This is a genomic window from Streptomyces sp. NPDC037054, from assembly GCF_055606745.1.
Map to the genome: position 1 here is coordinate 50,899 of NZ_JBVJSJ010000003.1, position 19,158 is coordinate 70,056.

Annotated in this window: 16 protein-coding genes; 8 read left to right on the forward strand and 8 right to left on the reverse strand. The window is 72.6% G+C overall.

What is annotated here, in order from left to right:
- Positions 1 to 96: 96 nt before the first annotated feature.
- From ACZ7D7_RS08815 to ACZ7D7_RS08835, 5 genes are all read left to right on the forward strand, one after another.
- Positions 97 to 2,514, forward strand: a complete 2,418-nt coding sequence (locus ACZ7D7_RS08815; RefSeq protein ID WP_470823268.1) for a molybdopterin oxidoreductase family protein — start codon at positions 97 to 99, stop codon at positions 2,512 to 2,514.
- Positions 2,511 to 3,002: a hypothetical protein gene (locus tag ACZ7D7_RS08820; protein WP_470823269.1), complete on the forward strand. Its 492-nt coding sequence runs from the start codon at positions 2,511 to 2,513 to the stop codon at positions 3,000 to 3,002. Before ACZ7D7_RS08815 ends, ACZ7D7_RS08820 begins: the two co-directional genes overlap by 4 nt.
- A 92-nt stretch (positions 3,003 to 3,094) precedes the next feature.
- Complete coding sequence (locus ACZ7D7_RS08825) at positions 3,095 to 3,814, forward strand: helix-turn-helix transcriptional regulator (RefSeq protein WP_470823270.1); 720 nt, start codon at positions 3,095 to 3,097, stop codon at positions 3,812 to 3,814.
- Positions 3,811 to 4,788, forward strand: coding sequence for a pyridoxal-phosphate dependent enzyme (locus ACZ7D7_RS08830; protein WP_470823271.1), 978 nt, complete (start codon positions 3,811 to 3,813; stop codon positions 4,786 to 4,788). The genes ACZ7D7_RS08825 and ACZ7D7_RS08830 overlap by 4 nt, the downstream gene beginning before the upstream one ends.
- Positions 4,789 to 4,942: 154 nt before the next feature.
- Entirely contained in the window at positions 4,943 to 5,302 is a 360-nt protein-coding gene (locus tag ACZ7D7_RS08835) for a cupin domain-containing protein (protein ID WP_470823272.1), read from the forward strand.
- Positions 5,303 to 5,363: 61 nt separating this feature from the next.
- On the opposite strand, the gene ACZ7D7_RS08840 is transcribed toward ACZ7D7_RS08835, so the two are convergent.
- From ACZ7D7_RS08840 to rhaI, 8 genes are all read right to left on the reverse strand, one after another.
- On the reverse strand, positions 5,364 to 6,728 hold the full coding sequence (locus ACZ7D7_RS08840) for a vWA domain-containing protein (RefSeq protein WP_470823273.1): 1,365 nt from the start codon (positions 6,726 to 6,728) through the stop codon (positions 5,364 to 5,366).
- Entirely contained in the window at positions 6,725 to 7,582 is an 858-nt protein-coding gene (locus ACZ7D7_RS08845; RefSeq protein ID WP_470823690.1) for an AAA family ATPase, read from the reverse strand. The genes ACZ7D7_RS08840 and ACZ7D7_RS08845 overlap by 4 nt, the downstream gene beginning before the upstream one ends.
- Positions 7,583 to 7,647: 65 nt before the next feature.
- Positions 7,648 to 8,298 (reverse strand): LutC/YkgG family protein, encoded by a 651-nt coding sequence (locus tag ACZ7D7_RS08850; RefSeq protein ID WP_470823274.1) that lies wholly within the window; start codon positions 8,296 to 8,298, stop codon positions 7,648 to 7,650.
- The gene (locus ACZ7D7_RS08855; protein WP_470823275.1) at positions 8,295 to 9,773 is read right to left on the reverse strand and encodes a LutB/LldF family L-lactate oxidation iron-sulfur protein; all 1,479 of its coding nucleotides are present in this window, start codon (positions 9,771 to 9,773) and stop codon (positions 8,295 to 8,297) included. The genes ACZ7D7_RS08850 and ACZ7D7_RS08855 overlap by 4 nt, the downstream gene beginning before the upstream one ends.
- Entirely contained in the window at positions 9,770 to 10,525 is a 756-nt protein-coding gene (locus ACZ7D7_RS08860; protein ID WP_470823276.1) for a (Fe-S)-binding protein, read from the reverse strand. The genes ACZ7D7_RS08855 and ACZ7D7_RS08860 overlap by 4 nt, the downstream gene beginning before the upstream one ends.
- Positions 10,526 to 10,596: 71 nt before the next feature.
- The gene (locus tag ACZ7D7_RS08865) at positions 10,597 to 12,048 is read right to left on the reverse strand and encodes a rhamnulokinase (protein ID WP_470823277.1); all 1,452 of its coding nucleotides are present in this window, start codon (positions 12,046 to 12,048) and stop codon (positions 10,597 to 10,599) included.
- Positions 12,049 to 12,053: 5 nt separating this feature from the next.
- On the reverse strand, positions 12,054 to 14,093 hold the full coding sequence (locus ACZ7D7_RS08870) for a bifunctional aldolase/short-chain dehydrogenase (RefSeq protein ID WP_470823278.1): 2,040 nt from the start codon (positions 14,091 to 14,093) through the stop codon (positions 12,054 to 12,056).
- Between the two features lie 70 nt (positions 14,094 to 14,163).
- Positions 14,164 to 15,324, reverse strand: a complete 1,161-nt coding sequence (rhaI, locus tag ACZ7D7_RS08875) for an L-rhamnose isomerase (protein WP_470823279.1) — start codon at positions 15,322 to 15,324, stop codon at positions 14,164 to 14,166.
- Positions 15,325 to 15,602: 278 nt separating this feature from the next.
- Here rhaI and ACZ7D7_RS08880 point away from each other — a divergent pair, with 278 nt between their 5' ends.
- From ACZ7D7_RS08880 to ACZ7D7_RS08890, 3 genes are read left to right on the forward strand one after another with little or no spacing between them, the layout of a single operon-like run.
- Positions 15,603 to 17,120 carry a sugar ABC transporter ATP-binding protein gene (locus ACZ7D7_RS08880; RefSeq protein ID WP_470823280.1) on the forward strand — a complete coding sequence of 506 codons (1,518 nt, stop codon included), beginning with the start codon at positions 15,603 to 15,605 and terminating at the stop codon, positions 17,118 to 17,120.
- Positions 17,117 to 18,157, forward strand: coding sequence for an ABC transporter permease (locus ACZ7D7_RS08885; protein ID WP_470823281.1), 1,041 nt, complete (start codon positions 17,117 to 17,119; stop codon positions 18,155 to 18,157). The genes ACZ7D7_RS08880 and ACZ7D7_RS08885 overlap by 4 nt, the downstream gene beginning before the upstream one ends.
- Complete coding sequence (locus tag ACZ7D7_RS08890) at positions 18,150 to 19,121, forward strand: ABC transporter permease (protein WP_470823282.1); 972 nt, start codon at positions 18,150 to 18,152, stop codon at positions 19,119 to 19,121. Before ACZ7D7_RS08885 ends, ACZ7D7_RS08890 begins: the two co-directional genes overlap by 8 nt.
- The last annotated feature ends 37 nt before the right edge of the window (positions 19,122 to 19,158 follow it).

The following is a 19,158-nucleotide window of genomic DNA, read 5'->3' on the forward strand; positions in this document are numbered from 1 at the left end:
CACTGACAACGGCGCGTCGCGCGGGACGGCCGGGTGCGGGGGACGTCCGGCGGGGTACCCGGCGGGCCGACCCGTCCGGCGGAGGAGTGGTGCCCCGTGGCCGAAGCACGCATCGACGACCCCTGGGGCGAGCGCACGCCCTACGGCCCCGGCACGCCCTGGCCGGCGCGCGTCGACACGCACCTCGCGGCCGGGGTCACCGAGGCGGACGTGGAGCGCTGGGTGCCGTCGGCCTCGCTGCTGCACTCCAACGGCGACGCGATGGACATCGCCGTACGGCAGGGCCGCATCGTCGGCGTCCGGGGCCGCGCAGCGGACCGGGTGAACCGGGGGAGGCTCGGCCCGAAGGACCTCTACGGCTGGCAGGCGAACCACTCCCCGGACCGGCTGACCAGGCCTCTCGTGCGCGAGGACGGTCGCCTTGTGGAGTGCGACTGGGACACCGCCATGGACCGGATCGTGCGGCGCTCCCGGGAACTGCTGGACGAGCGGGGCCCCGGCTCGATCGGCTTCTACACCACGGGCCAGCTGTTCCTGGAGGAGTACTACACGCTCGCCGTCCTCGCCCACGCCGGCGTCGGCACCAACCACCTCGACGGAAACACCCGGCTGTGCACGGCGACCGCGGCCGAGGCCCTGAAGCAGACCTTCGGCAGCGACGGACAGCCCGGCTCCTACGAGGACGTCGACCACGCCGACACGATCGCCCTGTTCGGGCACAACATGGCCGAGACGCAGACCGTGCTGTGGATGCGGGTCCTGGACCGCCTCGCCGGCGACGACCCGCCCGCGCTGCTCTGCGTGGACCCGCGGCACACGCGCGTGGCGCGGCGCGCCGACGTCCACCTCGCCCCGCGCGCGGGCACGAACCTCGCGCTGCTCAACGCCCTGCTGCACGAGATCGTCCGCACCGGCCGGATCGACCGCGCCTTCATCGACGCGCACACGGTCGGCTACGACGAACTCGCCGCCGCCGTCGAGCCGTGCACGCCCCGCTGGGCCGGGCGCATCTGCGACGTGCCGGCCGCCGGGATCGAGCGGGCGGCGGAGCTGCTCGGCGGCGCGCGACGGCTGCTGTCGACCGTGCTGCAGGGCGTCTACCAGTCGCACCAGGCCACCGCCGCGGCCGTCCAGGTCAACAACCTGCATCTGATCCGCGGCATGCTGGGCCGCCCGGGTTGCGGCCTGCTCCAGATGAACGGCCAGCCCAGCGCCCAGAACACCCGGGAGTGCGGCGCCGACGGCGATCTGCCCGGCTTCCGGAACTGGCAGAACGACGCGCACGTCGCCGAGCTGGCCGAGGTGTGGAACGTCGAGCCGGAGGCCGTCCCGCACTACGGGCCGCCCACGCACGCGATGCAGATGTTCCGCTACGCCGAACAGGGATCGATCGGCATGCTGTGGATCACCGGCACCAATCCGGCCGTGTCCCTGCCGGAGCTGCGCCGCATCCGCTCGATCCTCACGCAGGAGCGGCTGTTCGTCGTGGCGCAGGACCTGTTCCGCACCGAGACCGCGCAACTCGCCGACGTGGTGCTGCCCGCGGCGACCTGGGGCGAGAAGACCGGCACGTTCACCAACACGGACCGCACCGTGCACCTGTCCGAGAAGGCCGTCGAACCACCGGGCCGGGCCCGCCCGGACCTCGACATCTTCCTGGACTACGCGTCCCGCATGGACTTCCGCGACAAGGACGGCGGTCCGCTGATCGGCTGGCGCGACCCCGAGTCGGCGTTCCGCGCCTGGCAGCGGTGCAGCGCCGGACGCCCCTGCGACTACACCGGCCTGAGCTACGAGCGGCTGCGCGACGCCGGCGGCATCCAGTGGCCGTGCACCGAGGACGCCCCCGACGGCACGGCGCGGCTCTACACGGACGGCATCGCCTTCGCCCACCCCGACGTCTGCGAGAGCTACGGCAAGGACCTGATCACCGGGGCCTCCGCCGAGGCCGCCGACTACCGCTCCCTGAACCCCGAGGGGAAGGCGGTCCTCAGGGCGGCCGAGTACGTCCCGCCGCACGAGGACACCACCCCCGAACACCCCCTCCAGCTGATCACCGGCCGGACCGTGTACCACTTCCACACCCGCACGAAGACCGGCCGCGTCCCCGAACTGAACGCCGCCGCCCCCGACGTGTGGGCGGAGATGTCGCCCACGGAGGCCGCCCGGCAGGGACTCGCCGACGGGGACCTGGTGCGGGTGGCCACCCCGCGCGGTGCGGTGCGCGCCCGGCTGCGGCTCACCGCCCTCCGCGACGGCATGGTCTTCCTGCCGTTCCACTACGGCTACTGGGACACCCCCGAGGGCCACGGCCCGCCCGGGGACGGCGACGGCCGGGCCGCCAACGAGGGCACGGTCACCGACTGGGACCCGGTGTCCAAGCAGCCCCTGTTCAAGACGTGCGCGGCCCGTGTCACCCTGCTCGCCCGCCGGGCCGACGCGGACGCCGACGCCGTACGGGACGCCGGCGGCGCACGGGATGCCGGCGGCACACGCGAGGGGAGCACGGCATGACCGGCGTCGCCCTCACCCTGCGCGCCCTGCACGACGGCGAACGCGACCTGGAACGCGACCTGTTGGCCGCCGCCGCACGGCACCGCGCCGATCATGAGATCCACCACGTGCTGACCGACCTCGCCCGCTGGTCCCGCGACCACACCACCGGGCTCGCCGAGACGGGCCGCGACCACGGCCTCGACCTCGGCGGTGCGCGGGACGACCCCTCGCCCGGTGTCCTCACCGCGCTGCGCGAGAAGGCGGCCGAGGCGTTCGGCCGGCGTCCCGAGGCGGGCCTGCTGCTCCTGCGCGACCTGACGGACCTGCACCTCGCCGCCGCGCGCAACTCGCTGTACTGGGAGATGCTCGCCCAGACCGCGCAGGCCACCCGGGACGAGGGCCTCCTCGCCCTGGCCTCCGCCTGCCATCCCCGGACACTGCGGCAGATGCGGTGGACCAACACGATGATCAAGGAACTGTCGCCGCAGTTGCTCACGAGCGTGTAGGCGTCCCCCGATCAAGTGATTGGACTTTTCGTCCAGTGGCTGGACGTGTAGTCTAGACGTGCTTGGACGGATGACGGAGGACGGGGGCGGACGTGAAGAGGTCACTGGACGGTGAGCGGGACGCGATCCTGGCCGCCCTGCGCCCCGTCGTCGACGGACTCGCGGCGACCTTCGGCCCCGTCTGCGAGGTCGTGCTGCACGACTACCGGCGCCCCGAGCAGTCCGTGGTCGCCGTCGCCGGATCGGTCACCGGACGCGCCGTGGGCGGCGCGATGAGCGAGATCGGCCTGCGCGTCCTGGCCCACGGCGACGACGCGCGCGACGACCTGAACTACCTGACCCGCACCCAGGACGGCACCCCGGTGAAGTCGTCCACCATGCTCCTGCGGGACTCGACGGGCACCGTCTTCGGCGCCCTCTGCGTGAATCTCGACATCGGTGCCGTCACCAGGGCCCGCGAACTGCTCGGCGCGCTCGCGGGCATCGCCGCCACCCCCGCCGAACTGCCGACCACGACCTTCGGCAACGACATCGACGCCGTGGTCGACGCCGTCGTGGACACCCACCGCACCCGCCAGGACAAGAGCTGGACGGAACTCGACCGCGCCGCGCGCCTGGAGCTGTTCCGCGCCCTCGATGCGCGCGGAGTCTTCGAAGTGCGCCGCGCCGTCGAGCAGGTCGCCGCCCGGCTCGGCATCTCCCGCGCCTCCGCCTACAACTACCTGTCCCGCGCGCGGACCACGGAGCAGGACGGGGGGACCGACCCGAAAACCGCCAAGGCAAGCGACACCACCGCCGGAGGACACGCGTGACGAACACCACCCCGCCCGTCACCCTCGACGACGTCCGTGACGCGGCCGCCCGGATCGAGGGCGTCGCCCACCGCACCCCCGTCCTGCGCTCCCGCACCCTGGACGCGCTCGTCGGCGCCGAAGTCCACCTCAAGTGCGAGAACTTCCAGCGCGTCGGCGCCTTCAAGTTCCGCGGCGCCTACCACGCGGCCTCCCGGCTGACCCCCGAGCAACTGGCCAGAGGCATCGCCGCCTACTCGTCCGGGAACCACGCCCAGGCCGTCGCCCTCGCCGCCCGCGAACTCGGCAGCACCGCCGTCATCGTGATGCCGGAGGACGCCCCGCCGTCGAAGCGGGACGCCACGGCCGGCTACGGCGCCGAGATCGTCACCTACGACCGCTACACAGGCGACCGCGTGGCCATCGCCGAGGCCCTCGCCGCCGACCGCGGCCTCACCCTCATCCCGCCCTACGAACACCCGCACGTCATCGCCGGACAGGGCACCGCCGCACTCGAACTGCTCGAAGAAGCAGGGGAGCTGGACTGCTTGATCACCCCGGTCGGCGGCGGTGGGCTGATCGCCGGAAGCGCGACCGCGGCGAAGGGACTGCACCCGGCCGTCCGCGTGATCGGCGTCGAGCCGGAGGCCGGGGACGACACCAAACGGTCGCTGGAGGCGGGCCACCGCGTCAGCATCCCCGTCCCGCACACCATCGCCGACGGGCAGGCCCTGCACACCCCGGGCGAGCTGACGTTCTCCGTCAACCGGCGGCTCGTGGACGCGGTCGCCCTCGTGACGGACGACGAGATCCGCGACGCCATGCGGTTCGCCTTCGAACGGCTGAAGATCGTCCTGGAACCGAGCGGCGCCACCCCGCTGGCCGCGCTGCTCAGTCGCCGCGCGGGCCCCCTGCCGCGCCGGATCGGGGCGATCCTGTCGGGCGGCAACATCGACGCGGAACGCTTCGCCCGGCTCTGCGGCCCCGGCGCGTGACCACGACGTGCCCCCCGCCGTGCCGTCCCCCGGATGGCGCCCTCCGGTTGACGGGCGGAGGATGAAGTGGTGGGGCAGGGCTGCCGCCGGGTCGCTCCAGGCCGACGGAGACCGGCCCCGGCCGTACTGAACACGGCCGGAAGGGAGGAGCGTCATGTTCGAGGTGAAGACGCTCGACAAGCCGGACGAGCGGCGGGACTTCCCCAGTGGCCATCTGGAGGCCGTCCACATGTCCGGGCTGGACTTCGCCGTGGCCACGTTCGAGCCGGGCTGGCGCTGGTCCGAGTCGGTGGCACCGATCGCGGGCACGGAGAGCTGCGAGGTCCACCACAACGGCTACGTCGTCCAGGGCCGCCTGCACATCCGCATGGACGACGGCGGCGAGGGCGAGGTCGGCCCCGGCGACGCGTTCGTGTGCACGCCCGGACACGACGCCTGGGTGGTCGGCGACGAACAAGTGGTCCTCTACGACTTCGCGGGCGGCATGGCGCAGGACTACGCGAAGGCACAGTGACCCGGCGCGACAGGGTGCCAACCGGGAGCAGCCCCGGGCACAACCGGAAGCAGCCCCGGGTTCAGACCGGGAGCAGCCGGGAGACCAGGGCGCCGAGCTGGCGCGCGTTGCGGCACTCGTGCATCTCGACCAGCTCGGCGTAGTCGGGCGCGGCGGAGTCGCCCGTGCCCCACAGCGAGCCCGGCTCGGGGTTCAGCCAGTAGACGCGGCGGGCCCGTTCCGCGATCCACCGGACGGCCGGCAGGTTCGGGTCGCTCTGGTTCGTGCGGGCGTCGCCCAGCACGAACACCGTGGCGCGCGGCCCGACGGCGTCGCCGTACCGCTCGGTGAACTCGCCCAGGGCCACGCCGTAGTCGCTGCTGCCGTGCCAGCCCGTCAGCGTCGCCTCGGCCCGGATGCGGGCTCCGAGCCCCTCCGGGTCGGCGGCGCCGTGTTCGAGGAGACCGGTCACCTCGTCGATCCGGTTGACGAAGGCGAACACCCGCACCTTGCTGAACTGGTCGTGCAGCGCCTGCACCAGCAGCATCGTGAAGTCCGAGAAGCCGGACACCGAGCCGGACACGTCGCACAGCAGCACCAGTTCCGGCCGCGCCGGACGCCGCCTGCGCAGCACCGGACGCATCGGCACGCCGCCCGTCGACAGCGAGCCGCGCAGGGTGCGCCGCAGGTCGATGGAGCCGCGCGACGCCCGTCGGCGGCGTGCCGCGAGCCGGGTGGCGAGCTTGCGGGCCAGCGGCTGAACCGTCCGGCGCAGCTCGGCGAGCTGGGCCTTGCCGGCGAGCAGGAAGTCGACCCGGTCGGGCGTCGGCGCGACCGCGCGCCGGGCGATCTCGTCCCGGCCCCGCCGCTCGGCGACCCTGCGGCGCGCCTCGGCGCCCACCATCCGCCGGAACGCCTCGATGCGCTGCCGGATCTCGTCCTCCAGCAGCCGGTCGGTGAACCCGGTGCTCGCGTTCCCGGCCCGGACCGCGTCACGGACCCGGGCCAGCAGCGTCTGCGGACGCAGCCGGTCCAGCGTCTGGTGCGCCGACCAGCCGTCCGAGCCCGGGGAGGAGCCGTATCCGCCGAGGGCGTCGACCGCCTCGGCGGCCAGCCGCTCCAGCAGCGCCCGGTCGTCGGCGGCGAGCGCCGCCGCGAGCCGGTCCCGCAGCTCCTCGCGGCCCGCCTGCTCGCCGTCCGGTCCGCCCACGCCCCGCGGGAAGTACAGGTCGAAGACCGGGTCGAACACGCGTCGCTGGTCCGGCGTGTGCAGCAGCGTCGCGGCCAGCCCTTCCCGCAGCAGGTCGCGGTCGGCCAGGCCCAGCGCCGTCACCGCGCGGGCCGCGTCCACCGTCTCGCCCGTGCCGACCCGGACGCCGTGCGCGCGCAGCGCCCGGACGAGCGACGTCAGCCGCTCGGCGACGTCGCCCGGCGCGGACGCGGTCACACGGCGTCCAGGTCGAGCTTGGCCGCCGCCTTCGTCATGTCGTCCTGGTGCTTGAGGACCACGCCGAGGCTGTCGCGCACCACCGACTCGTCGAGCCGGTCGGCGCCGAGTGCCAGCAGGGTCCGTGCCCAGTCGATCGTCTCGGCGACCGACGGCACCTTCCGCAGGTCCATGGCCCGCAGCGCGCCGACCACCCGGACCACCGACGCGGCCAGCGCCTCGTCCAGGTCCGGCACCTTCAGCCGGACGATCCGGCGCTCCAGCTCCTCGTCGGGGAAACCGATGTGGAGGAACAGGCAGCGGCGGCGCAGCGCCTCCGACAGTTCCCGGCTCGCGTTGGAGGTCAGCACGACGAACGGGCGGCGTTGCGCGGTGATCGTGCCGAGTTCGGGGACGGTGACCTGGAAGTCGCTGAGGACCTCCAGCAGCAGGCCCTCGACCTCCACGTCCGCCTTGTCCGTCTCGTCGACGAGGAGGACCTTCGGGTCGGCGCCGCGGATGGCGGTCAGCAGGGGGCGCGCGAGCAGGAACTCCTCGCTGAAGATGTCCGTGCGCGCCTCGTCCCACGACTCGTCGCGGCCCGCGCTGATGCGCAGCAGCTGCTTGGCGTGGTTCCACTCGTAGAGCGCGCGGGACTCGTCGACGCCCTCGTAGCACTGGAGCCGTACGAGACGGGCGTCGGCGACCTGGGCGACGGCCTTGGCGAGTTCCGTCTTGCCCACCCCGGCGGGTCCCTCCACCAGCAGGGGCTTGCCGAGGCGGTCGGCCAGGAAGACGGTCGTGGCGACGGCGGGCGACGCCAGGTAGCCGGTTTCGGCCAGGCGCGCGGAGACGTCGTCGACGGAAGTGAACAGCAACAGGGCCTCCAGGTCGGCGCGGTACCCGCCAGGCCCATCTAAGCGCTTGTTCACCTACTCTGTCACGTGAGATCCCCCACCAGTACGACCTCCAGGGTGCGCGGGCCGTGCACCCCCTCGACCCGGTCGAGTTCGATGTCGCTGGTGGCCGAGGGGCCCGAGATCCACGTCAACGGGCGGGCGGGATCGAGCCGTTCGAGGGCCTCGGGGACGGCCGCGACGACCTGGTCCGGCACGCGCACCACGCACACGTGGTGGTCGGGCACGAGCGTGATGCGCCGCCGGCCCTGGTCCGGGCCGCCGTCCAGCACGAGGGTGCCGGTCTCGGCGATCGCCACCGCGCACCCCGTGATCACGCTGTCCACCCGGTCGAGTTCGTGCGGTGTGCTCTCCGCCCGGTCCGGGATCCGCTCCGCGTCGGTCACCGTCAGCCAGTCCGGGTCGAGACCCGGCGGGACGAGCACCGTCCGCGCGGCCCGCGCGGCCAGCAGCCCCGCGAGCGTCGCGGGCAGGTCCTCCGGCGTGCAGCGGTGCACGACGGCCCGGTAGTCGGCCAGGTTCTCGGCCAGCAGATCGACCGTCTCCGCGACGCCGCGGTCGCCGTGCTCACGCAGATAGTCCCGGTTCACGGCCCGCTCGTACGGCGCGTCGTCGCGCGGCACGTCGGCGAGCGCGCGCCGGACCCGGCCGAGGATGCGTTCCCTGCTGCTCACTTCGTGTCCTTCCGTCCGCCGTCGGTGCGCCGCCACCAGTCCCGGAACGGCTCCGCCGGGACCTCCGGCACGTCCCGGGAGTCGGTCCACGCCCGGCCGGGACCCGGCAACGTGCGCGGCACGAGGCGACGCCCGCGGGAGGCGAGCCGCTGCCCGGTGCGCAGCACGCCCGGCCGGGTGAGCGTCCAGCGTGCCGCCCTGATCGCGGCCCGCTCCGCCGCGTGGCCCTTGGCGGGCTTGAGGACGACCTTGTTGCCGTCGCGGGTGACCTGGCCGCCCTGCGCGACGCGCTCCCGCAGGTGCACCAGCACCTCGGGGATGTCGATGGCGACCGGGCAGACCTCGTAGCAGGCGCCGCACAGCGAGGAGGCGTACGGCAGTGAGGCGTCGATCTCGCTCTGTGTGCCCCGCAGCTGAGGGCTGAGGATGGCGCCGATCGGGCCCGGGTAGACCGAGCCGTAGGCGTGGCCTCCGGCCCGCTCGTACACCGGGCAGACGTTGAGGCAGGCCGAGCACCGGATGCAGCGCAGGGCCTGGCGGCCGACCTCGTCGGCGAGGGTGTCGGTGCGGCCGTTGTCCAGCAGCACCAGGTGGAAGGTGCGCGGGCCGTCCTCGTCGGTGGTGCCGGTCCACATCGACGTGTACGGGTTCATGCGCTCGGCCGTCGAGGACCGGGGGAGGGTCTGCAGGAACACCTCCAGGTCCCGCCAGGTCGGCACGATCTTCTCGATGCCGACGACGGAGATCAGCGTCTCGGGCAGCGTCAGGCACATGCGGCCGTTGCCCTCGGACTCCACCACGACGAGCGTGCCGGTCTCGGCGACCATGAAGTTGGCGCCGGAGATGCCGACCTTGGCGCGCAGGAACTTCTCCCGCAGGTGCAGGCGGGCCGCCTCGGCGAGTTCGGCGGGCGTGTCCGTCAGGCCCTCGGGGGCGGGACGGCCCCACTCGGCCATCTCCGTGCGGAAGATGTCGCGGATCTCGCCGCGGTTGCGGTGGATCGCCGGGACCAGGATGTGCGAGGGCCGGTCCTTGCCCAACTGCACGATCAGCTCGGCGAGATCGGTCTCGTAGGCGTGGATCCCCGCTTCGTGGAGGGCCTCGTTGAGCCCGATCTCCTGCGTGGCCATCGACTTGACCTTCACGACCTCCGACTCGCCGGTCGCCCTGACGAGTCCGGTGACGATCCGGTTCGCCTCGTCGGCGTCGGCGGCCCAGTGCACGACGCCGCCGGCCGCCGTCACCGCCTCCTCCAACCGCACCAGATACTCATCGAGATGACGCAGCGTGTGGTCCTTGACGCGCTTGCCGGCCTCCCGCAGCTCCGTCCAGTCGGACAGCTCCGCGACCGCCGCCGCCCGCTTGGCGCGGATGGTGTGCGTCGCGTGCCGCAGATTGCCGCGCAGCGTCGTGTCGTGGACGGCCTCGTGCGCGGCCTTCGGAAAGGCCGGCATGCCGACGAACGTTCCACTCATGAGGCCGGCTCCTCCTTGGTGCTCGCCAGGATCTCCGCCAGATGGACCGGGCGCATGCCGGTCCGCAGGCGGGTCATCGTCCCGCCGATGTGCATGAGGCACGAGTTGTCGGCGGCGCACAGGACGTCGGCACCCGTCGACTCGGCGTTGCGAACCTTGTCCGTGCCCATCGCCGCCGACACGTCCGCGTTCTTCAGCGCGAACGTGCCGCCGAACCCGCAGCACTCTTCCGCGCCCGGCAACTCCACCAACTCCAGCCCCCCGACGGCTTCGAGGAGCCGCCGGGGACGGTCGCCCAGACCCAGGCCGCGCAGCCCGTGGCAGGTCGGGTGGTAGGTCACCCGGTGCGGGTAGTACGCCCCCACGTCGGTCACCCCCAGCACGTCCACCAGGAACTCCGTCAGCTCGTACGTCTTCGGCACCACCGGCGCCAGCGTCGCCGCCAGCGCGTCACCCCGGCCCTCGGCCCGGGCCCGCTCCCCGAGGCGCGGATACAGCTCCCGCACCATCGCCCCGCACGACCCGGACGGCGTCACGATCGCCTCGTAGCCGCCGAACACCTCGGCGAAGTGCCGGGCCATCGGCTCCGTCTCGTGCCGGTAGCCGGTGTTGTAGTGCGCCTGACCGCAACAGGTCTGTGCCATCGGGAAGTCGACCTCGACGCCCAGCCGCGTCAGCAGTCTCACCACGGCGCGCCCGGTGTCCGGATACAGCGTGTCGTTGACGCAGGTCAGGAACAGGGCGACACGCATCGCGGCTCCTCCGTCGTTGATCATCGGATGGGTGCAGGTTAGTCCCGGCCCGGGGCGCGGGTAAGGGCCCGTCACGCCGCGGCGAGCCGGGCCTGCGCGGCCCGCCAGCGGGCGGTGCCGCCGCGCGGCTCGTACCGGGTGAGCGGCTGGGTCCGGGTGAGCAGCTCCCGCATCCCGGCCAGGTCACCGACCAGCCCGTCGGCCCTGGCCTGCGCCAGCACGTTGCCCAGCGCGGCGGCCTCCGTGGGGCCCGCCACCACCGGCAGTCCGCAGGCGTCGGCGGTGAGCTGGCACAGCAGCGCGTTGCGCACCCCGCCGCCGACGACGTGCACCACGTCCACCGGACGGCCGGCGAGCCGCTGGGCGTCCGTGACGGCACGCCGGTGCGCGAGGGCGAGGGAGTCGAGGATGCACCGGGTCACCTCGGCGGGGGAGTGCGGCACCGGCTGTCCGGAAGCGCGGCAGGCCTCGGCGATCCGCTCCGGCATGCGGCCCGGCGCGAGGAACGCCGCGTCGCCCGCGTCCACCACCGACCGCAGCGCCGGCACCTTCGCCGCGTCCAGCAGCAGCCCGCCGAGATCCGGCTCGCCCCAGGCCCGCAGGCACTCCTGGAGCAGCCACAGGCCCATGATGTTGCGCAGGTAGCGGACCGTGCCGTCCAGGCCCAGCTCGTTGGTGAAGTTGGCGGCCCGGCTTTCCTCCGTGAGCACCGGCGCGTCCAGCTCCAGACCGGCCAGCGACCAGGTGCCCGTGCAGATGTACGCGAACCGCTTCCGCACGGCCGGGACGGCGGCGACCGCCGACGCCGTGTCGTGCGAGCCGACCGCCGTCACCGGCACGGGACCGGCCAGCCCCGTCTCCTCCAGCACCTCCGGCCGCAGCACGCCCGCCGGATCGCCCGGCCGTCTCAGCGGCGCGAACAGACCCAGGTCGACGCCGAGCCGGGCGGCGACGTCACGCGCCCAGTCACCGGTGCGCGGGTCGATCAACTGCGTCGTCGAGGCGTTGGTGAGCTCCGTGCCCTGCTCGCCCGTCAGCCAGTACGTCAGCAGGTCGGGCATCAGCAGCAGGCGCCGCGCCGCGGAGAACTGCGCCGTGGAGCGGGCGGCCGTCAGCTGGTACAGCGTATTGAAGGGTGCATACTGCAGACCGGTTGCCGCATACAGTTCCTCGGCCGGCACCGTCGTCCACACCTTCTCCGCGACACCCTCCGTGCGGTCGTCGCGGTAGTGCACGGGGTTGCCGAGCAGCGCACCGTCCGCGTCCAGCAGCCCGTAGTCCACGGCCCAGCTGTCGATGCCGACCGAGTCGAGCCGCCCGCCGCCAAGAGCACCGGCCCTCCGCAGCCCGTCGAGCACGCCCGCGTACAGCCCGAGCACGTCCCAGCGCAGCCCCTCGGGCACCCGCACGGGCCGGTTCGGGAAACGGTGCGCCTCGGTCAGCTCCAGCGTGTCCGGGTCGACGCGGCCGACCATGACACGCCCACTGGACGCGCCGAGGTCGACCGCGGCGTACGACTTCACGCCCGTCACCGCAGGAACGCGGCGGCGACGCCGGCGTCGACCGGGACGTGCAGGCCGGTCGTGTGGGTCAACTCGCCGCCGGTCAGCGCGAACACGGCGTTCGCCACGTGGTCCGGCAGCACCTCGCGCTTGAGCAGGGTCCGCTGCGCGTAGAACTCGCCCAGCTTGTCCTCCGGCACCCCGTACACGGCCGCGCGCTGCGCGCCCCAGCCGCCCGCGAAGATCCCGGAGCCGCGCACCACACCGTCCGGGTTGACGCCGTTGACACGGATGCCGTGCTCGCCCAACTCGGCCGCCAGAAGCCGCACTTGATGCGCCTGATCGGCTTTGGTCGCCGAGTACGCGATGTTGTTCGGGCCGGCGAACACGGCGTTCTTGGAGACGATGTAGACGATGTCGCCGCCGAGGCCCTGCGCGATCATCACCCGCGCCGCCTCGCGCGAGACCAGGAACGAGCCGCGCGCCATGATGTCGTGCTGGAGGTCCCAGTCCTTCGCCGACGTCTCCAGCAGCGGCTTGGAGACGGAGATGCCGGCGTTGTTCACGACCAGGTCGACCCCGCCGAACGCCAGCACGCCCGTCCGGAACGCCTCGGTGATCTGCTCCTCGGACGTGACGTCCACGGTCACGGCGACGGCCTTGTCCGCGCCGCCCAACTCCTCGGCGACGGCGGCCGCGTTCTCCCCGTCGAGGTCCGCGACGACGACGCACGCGCCCTCCGCCGCCAGCCGCCGCGCGATCGCCTTCCCGATGCCGCTGCCCGCGCCGGTCACCAGCGCGACGCGCGTCGCCAGCGGCTTGGGCCTCGGCATCCGCCGGAGCTTGGCCTCCTCCAACGCCCAGTACTCGATGCGGAACTTCTCCGACTCCTCGATGGGCGCGTACGTGGAGACCGCCTCGGCGCCCCGCATCACGTTGATCGCGTTGACGTAGAACTCGCCGGCCACCCGCGCGGTCTGCTTGTCCTTGCCGAAGCTGAACATGCCCACGCCCGGGATCAGCACGATCGCCGGGTCGGCGCCGCGCATCGCGGGGGAGTCGGGCTCGGCGTGCCGCTCGTAGTAGGCGGCATACTCCTCGCGGTATGCCGTATGCAGTTCCTTCAGGCGGGCGACCGCCTCGTCCAGCGGCGCCGTCGGCGGCAGGTCCAGCACCAGCGGGCGCACCTTGGTCCGCAGGAAGTGGTCCGGGCAGGACGTGCCGAGCGCGGCCAGGCGCGGGTGCTCGGCGCGCGCCACGAAGTCCAGCACCACCTCTGAGTCGGTGAAGTGCCCGACCTGCGGCCGGTCCTGCGAGGCGAGGGCCCGCACGTACGGCGCGAGCGCCGCGGCCCGCTCCCGGCGCCCGGCCTCGGGCAGCGGCTCGTAGCCCTCGATCACCGGGCCGAACGGCTCGGGCCTGCCGCGCTCGGCGAGGAACCGCTCGGCGGTGCGGATGATGTGCAGCGAGTTGCGCTCGCACTCCTCGGAGGTGTCGCCCCACGCGGTGATGCCGTGCCCGCCCAGGACACAGCCGATGACCCCCGGGTTGGCCTCCTTGACCGCCGCGATGTCCAGCCCCAGCTGGAAGCCGGGCCGCCGCCACGGCACCCACACGACACTGTCCCCGAAGCACTCGGCGGTCAGTTTCTCGCCGTCCGCCGCGCAGGCCAGCGCGATCCCGGAGTCGGGGTGCAGATGGTCGACGTGCGCGGCCTCGACCAGTCCGTGCATGGCGGTGTCGATCGACGGGGCCGCCCCGCCCTTGCCGTGCAGGCAGTAGTCGAACGCGGCGACCATCTCGTCCTCGCGCTCCACACCGGGGTACACGCCCTTGAGCGCCCGCAGCCGGTCCAGGCGCAGCACGGCCAGCCCCGCCTCGGTCAGCGTCCCGAGGTCGCCCCCGGACCCCTTCACCCACATCAGCTCCACGTCACCCCCCGTCACGGGGTCGGTCTCGGTGCCCTTCGCGGAGGCGTTGCCGCCGGCGTAGTTGGTGTTGCGGGGATCGGCGCCGAGCCGGTGGGAACGGGCGAGCAGGGCGGCGGCTTCGGGGTGGGTGGCCATGGGAGTTAAGTCCTTTTCAGAAGGGGATGACTGCGACGACGTCGGACAACAGGACCTCGGACGGCGGGGCCTACGCGCCCCACCCGGCCTGCTCGCCGCCGATCCGCTCGGCGACGATCTTCTCCGCCCACCCGGACGCCCTGTAGGCCTTGACCGGCTCGGGGTCCAGCCCCATCTCCTCGCGCACGTCGCGCAGCAGCGGACGGACGTCCGTGTTGTACGCGTCCATCAGCACCGCGTTCGCCTCCAGCACGTCGCCCGCGGCCTGCGCCCCGGCGAGCGCCGCGCGGTCGACGAGCAGCGCCTTCGCCGTGGCCTCCTGGACGTTCATCACCGAGCGGATGATCGCCGGGATCTTCGCCTCGATGTTGTGGCACTGGTCGAGCATGAACGCGACGTCCGGCGTGAACCCGCCGCCGCGCACCACCTCGTACATGATCCGGAACAGCTGGAAGGGGTCGGCGGCGCCGACCATCAGGTCGTCGTCCGCGTAGAACCGGGAGTTGAAGTCGAACCCGCCGAGCCTGCCCTCGCGCAGCAGCGTCGCCACGATGAACTCGATGTTCGTGCCGGGCGCGTGGTGGCCGGTGTCCACGACGACCTGCGCCTTCGGGCCGAGCTTCAGGCAGTGCGCGTAGGCCGTGCCCCAGTCCGGGACGTCGGTCGAGTAGAACGCCGGCTCGAAGAACTTGTACTCCAGCAGCATCCGCTGCCCGTCACCGAGCCGCTCGTACACCTCGGCCAGGGCCTCGGCCAGCCGGTCCTGGCGGGCGCGGAGGTCGTCCTGGCCGGGATAGTTCGTACCGTCCGCGAACCACAGCTTCAGGTCCTTGGATCCGGTCGCGTCCATGATGTCGACACACTCCAGCAGATGGCCGACGGCCTTCCGGCGCACCGCCGCGTCCGGGTGGCAGACGCTGCCCAGGCGGTAGTCGTCGTCCTGGAAGGTGTTGGAGTTGATCGCGCCCAGTTTCAGGCCCAGCTCCTCGGCGTACGTCGCGAGCGCCGCGTAGTCCTCGACCTTGTCCCAGGGGATGTGCAGGGCGACGGTCGGCGCGACTCCGGTGAACTCGTGGACCTTCGCGGCGTCCGCCAGTTTTTCGAAGGGGTCCCGGGGCACGCCCTCCTGCGCGAACACCTTGAAGCGGGTCCCCGAGTTCCCGTACGCCCACGACGGCGTCTCTACTGCCTGCGTCTTGAGGGCGGCCTTCACCGCGCTGAGCTCGGTCACTGCGGGGCTCCTGTGACGTCGGGTCGCGGACGGCGGGCCCGCCGCGACCGTGAGTGAAACGATTCAGAATGGGAAACTATGAGGCGTCCAAAGGGGTGTCAAGCCTTCTGGTCGAGACCGCGCGTCATCACGCGAACGAGACCTAGGATTATCGAAACTTTTTCGACCCGGACCCATTGACGCGGCACGGCCGGGCTGCCTAACGTCCCGGCAACCGAGTTGAAACCTTTCACGACGCCGTGAGGGCCGTCCCGGACGGCGTTGTCGAGGAGCCCCCCATGACCCACCCGTCCGACACGGGTCCGGCCCCGGTTCTGGCGCTCAGGGACGTCTCCAAGTCCTTCGGCGCGGTCCGCGCCCTGCGGGACGTCTCCCTGGAGCTGTTCCCCGGGGAGGTGCACGCCCTGGCAGGCGAGAACGGCGCCGGAAAGTCGACCCTGATCAAGACCCTCGCCGGGGTGCACAGACCGGACGCCGGCCAGGTGCTGCTCGACGGCGAGCCGGTCGTCCTCCACGGCCCCGGCGACGCGCGGGACGCCGGAATCGCCGTCATCCATCAGGAGCCGACGCTCTTCCCCGACCTGTCGATCGCCGAGAACATCTTCATGGGCCGGCAGCCGCGCCGCGCGCTCGGCCGCATCGACCACAAGGCCGGCCACCGGTCCACCCTCGCCCTGATGGAGCGGCTCGGCGTCGAACTCGACGCCGAGCGCCCCGCACGCGGCCTGTCCATCGCCGACCAGCAGATCGTGGAGATCGCCAAGGCGCTCTCCTTCGACGCGCGCGTCCTGATCATGGACGAGCCGACCGCCGCCCTCACCGGCAGCGAGGTCGCCCGCCTCTTCGGCGTCGTCCGGGCGCTGCGCGAGCAGGGCGCCGCGGTGCTGTTCATCTCCCACCGCCTGGAGGAGATCTTCGCGATCTGCGGACGGGTCACCATCCTGCGCGACGGCGCGCTCATCGCGAGCGCATCCCTCGACGGCATGACCGAGGACGACCTCGTGCGCCGCATGGTCGGCCGCGACCTCGCCGAGCTGTACCCGAAGCAGCGGGTCAGCCCCGGCGAAGTCGCGCTGAGCGTACGCCGGCTGACCCGCGAGGGCGTGTTCACCGACGTCTCCTTCGACGTGCGGCGCGGTGAGATCGTCGGCCTCGCCGGACTCGTCGGCGCCGGCCGCACCGAGGTCGCGCGAGCCGTCTTCGGCATCGACCGCCGGGACGCCGGCGAAGTGCGCGTGGCCGGCAGGGCCCTGACCAACGGAGCCCCGTCCACGGCGATGGCCGCCGGGCTCGCCCTGGTCCCCGAGGACCGGCGCGCCCAGGGCCTGGTGATGAACATGTCCATCGAGCGGAACATCGGCCTCACCGGACTGCGTACGACCGTGCGGGCCGGCCTGATGGACCGCGCCGCCGAACGCCGCCGCTCCCTGGACTGGGCCGTGAAGCTGCGCGTCAAGTACGCCGGGATCGCCGACGCCGTGTCCACGCTGTCCGGCGGCAACCAGCAGAAGGTCGTCCTCGCCAAGTGGCTCGCGACCCGCCCCGAGGTGCTGATCGTGGACGAGCCGACCCGCGGCATCGACGTCGGCACCAAGGCCGAGGTGCACCGGCTGCTGGGTGAACTCGCCGCCGACGGCGTGGCCGTCCTGATGATCTCCTCCGACCTGCCAGAGATCCTCGGCATGGCCGACCGCGTGCTCGTCATGCACGAGGGCCGGCTGACCGCCGAGATCCCGCGCTCCGAAGCCACCGAGGAGACGGTGATGGCCGCGGCCACGGGGAGGGCCGCCGCATGACGGTGACCGCTCCCGACCGGACCCCGGTCGCCGAGGTGCCCAAGTCCAGCGGCACCCGGCTCGTCGACCGCGTCTTCAGGATGCGCGAACTGGCCATCGGTGTCGTGTTCCTGGTGATGATCGCCGTCACCCGGGCGGGCAACAGCGAGTTCCTGTCCGAGCAGGGCATCAAGGACCTGCTGCTGAACGCGACGATCCTGGTCCTGGTCGCCACCGGACAGTCCCTCGTCGTCATCACCCGCAACGTCGACCTGTCGGTCGGCTCCACGCTCGGCATCAGCGCCTTCGCCGCCGGCGTCCACCTCCAGGGCGGCGGCGACCCGGTCGTGGCCGTCGTGCTCGCCGTGCTCACGGGCGTCGGCCTCGGCCTCCTCAACGGCCTGCTCGTCGGCCTCGGCCAGGTGCCCGCGCTCGTCGTCACCCTCGGCACGCTCTACGTCATCCGCGGCATCGACTCCATCTGGGTCGGCTCCCGCCAGATCACGGCGGCCGATCTGCCCGGCGGATTCGTCGACTTCGGCTCCGGCGGCATCTCGGCGGTGCCGTACCTGGCGATGATCGCCCTCGTCGTGCTGGTGGCGACCGCGTACTACCTCAAGCACTTCGGCAGCGGACGCGAGTTGTACGCGCTCGGCTCCAACCCCGAGGCCGCGCGGCTCGCCGGCATCCCCGTCCGCAGGCGGATCCTCGCCGCGTACACCTTCTGCGGCGCCCTCGCGGGCCTCGCCGGCGCGATGTACCTGGCCCGGTTCGGCAACGTCGACTCCGGCACCGGCACCGGCTACGAACTCACCGTCGTCAGCGCCGTCGTGGTCGGCGGCGTCGTCTTCACCGGCGGCTCCGGCAGCGTCTACGGCGCCGCGCTCGGCGCGCTGCTGCTCACGTCCGTCAACAGCGTGCTGCCCGCCCTCGGCGTCAGCTCCGTGTGGGTGCTCGCCATCAACGGCATCCTGCTGCTCCTCGCCATCGCGGTCGACCGGATCGTCGCGGTGCGCGTGGCCGCCGCCCTGAAGAAGAGGAACGCCCGCCATGCCTGAGTCCCTCACGCGCGCGATCCGCTGGGACACGATCGTCGGCGCCCTCCTGATCGTCGTCCTGCTGCTGTCCTTCGGCTTCGTCGACGGCTTCGGCAACGCGCTCAACCTGTCGTTCCTCCTCGGCAACACCCTGCCGATCGCCCTCATCGCCCTGCCCATGACGATGCTCGTGGTGGCCGGGGAGATCGACCTGTCGGTGGCGTCCACGGCCGGTCTCTCGGGCGCCGTCATGGGCGCCCTGTGGAACCAGGGCCTGGCCATCGAGGCGATCATCCCGCTCTGCCTGCTGCTCGGCATGGTGTGCGGTCTGGTCAACGGCCTTCTCGTGACCCGGCTCGGACTGCCGTCCCTCGCGGTCACCATCGGCACGCTCGCCGCCTACCGGGGCATCGCGCAGATCGTGCTCGGCTCGGACGCGGTGACCGACTTCCCGTCCTCCTACCTGGAGTTCGTGTCCGGACGCATCGGCGACACGTTCGTCCCGTACGCCTTCCTGCCGTTCCTGGCGCTGCTCGCGATCGCCGTCGTCACCCTGCACGCCACCCCGTTCGGGCGGTCGCTGTTCGCGATCGGCGCGAGCGAGGAGGCGGCGCGATTCGCCGGGATCCGGGTGAAGCGGCACAAGCTGCTGCTGTTCACCCTGACCGGTCTCATGGCGTCCCTCACCGGTGTCTTCTGGGCGCTGCACTTCGCGAGCGCCCGGTTCGACAACGCCACCGGGCTCGAACTCTCCGTCGTGGCGGCCGTGTTGCTCGGCGGCATCGACTTCGACGGGGGCAGGGGGACACTCGGCGGCGCGCTCGCCGGTGTGTTCCTGCTGGGGGCGCTGCAGAACGTGATGAGCCTCGAGGACGTCTCCGCGCAGTCGCAGATCCTGGTCACGGGAGTGCTGCTCGTGCTCTCCGTGCTCGGCCCGCGGGTGGCGCGCCAGATCGCCGTCGCGAGGGCCCGAAAAGCCACGTAGCAGCGCCCGTCCGTCCACTGCCGTCCCTCCACGAAGG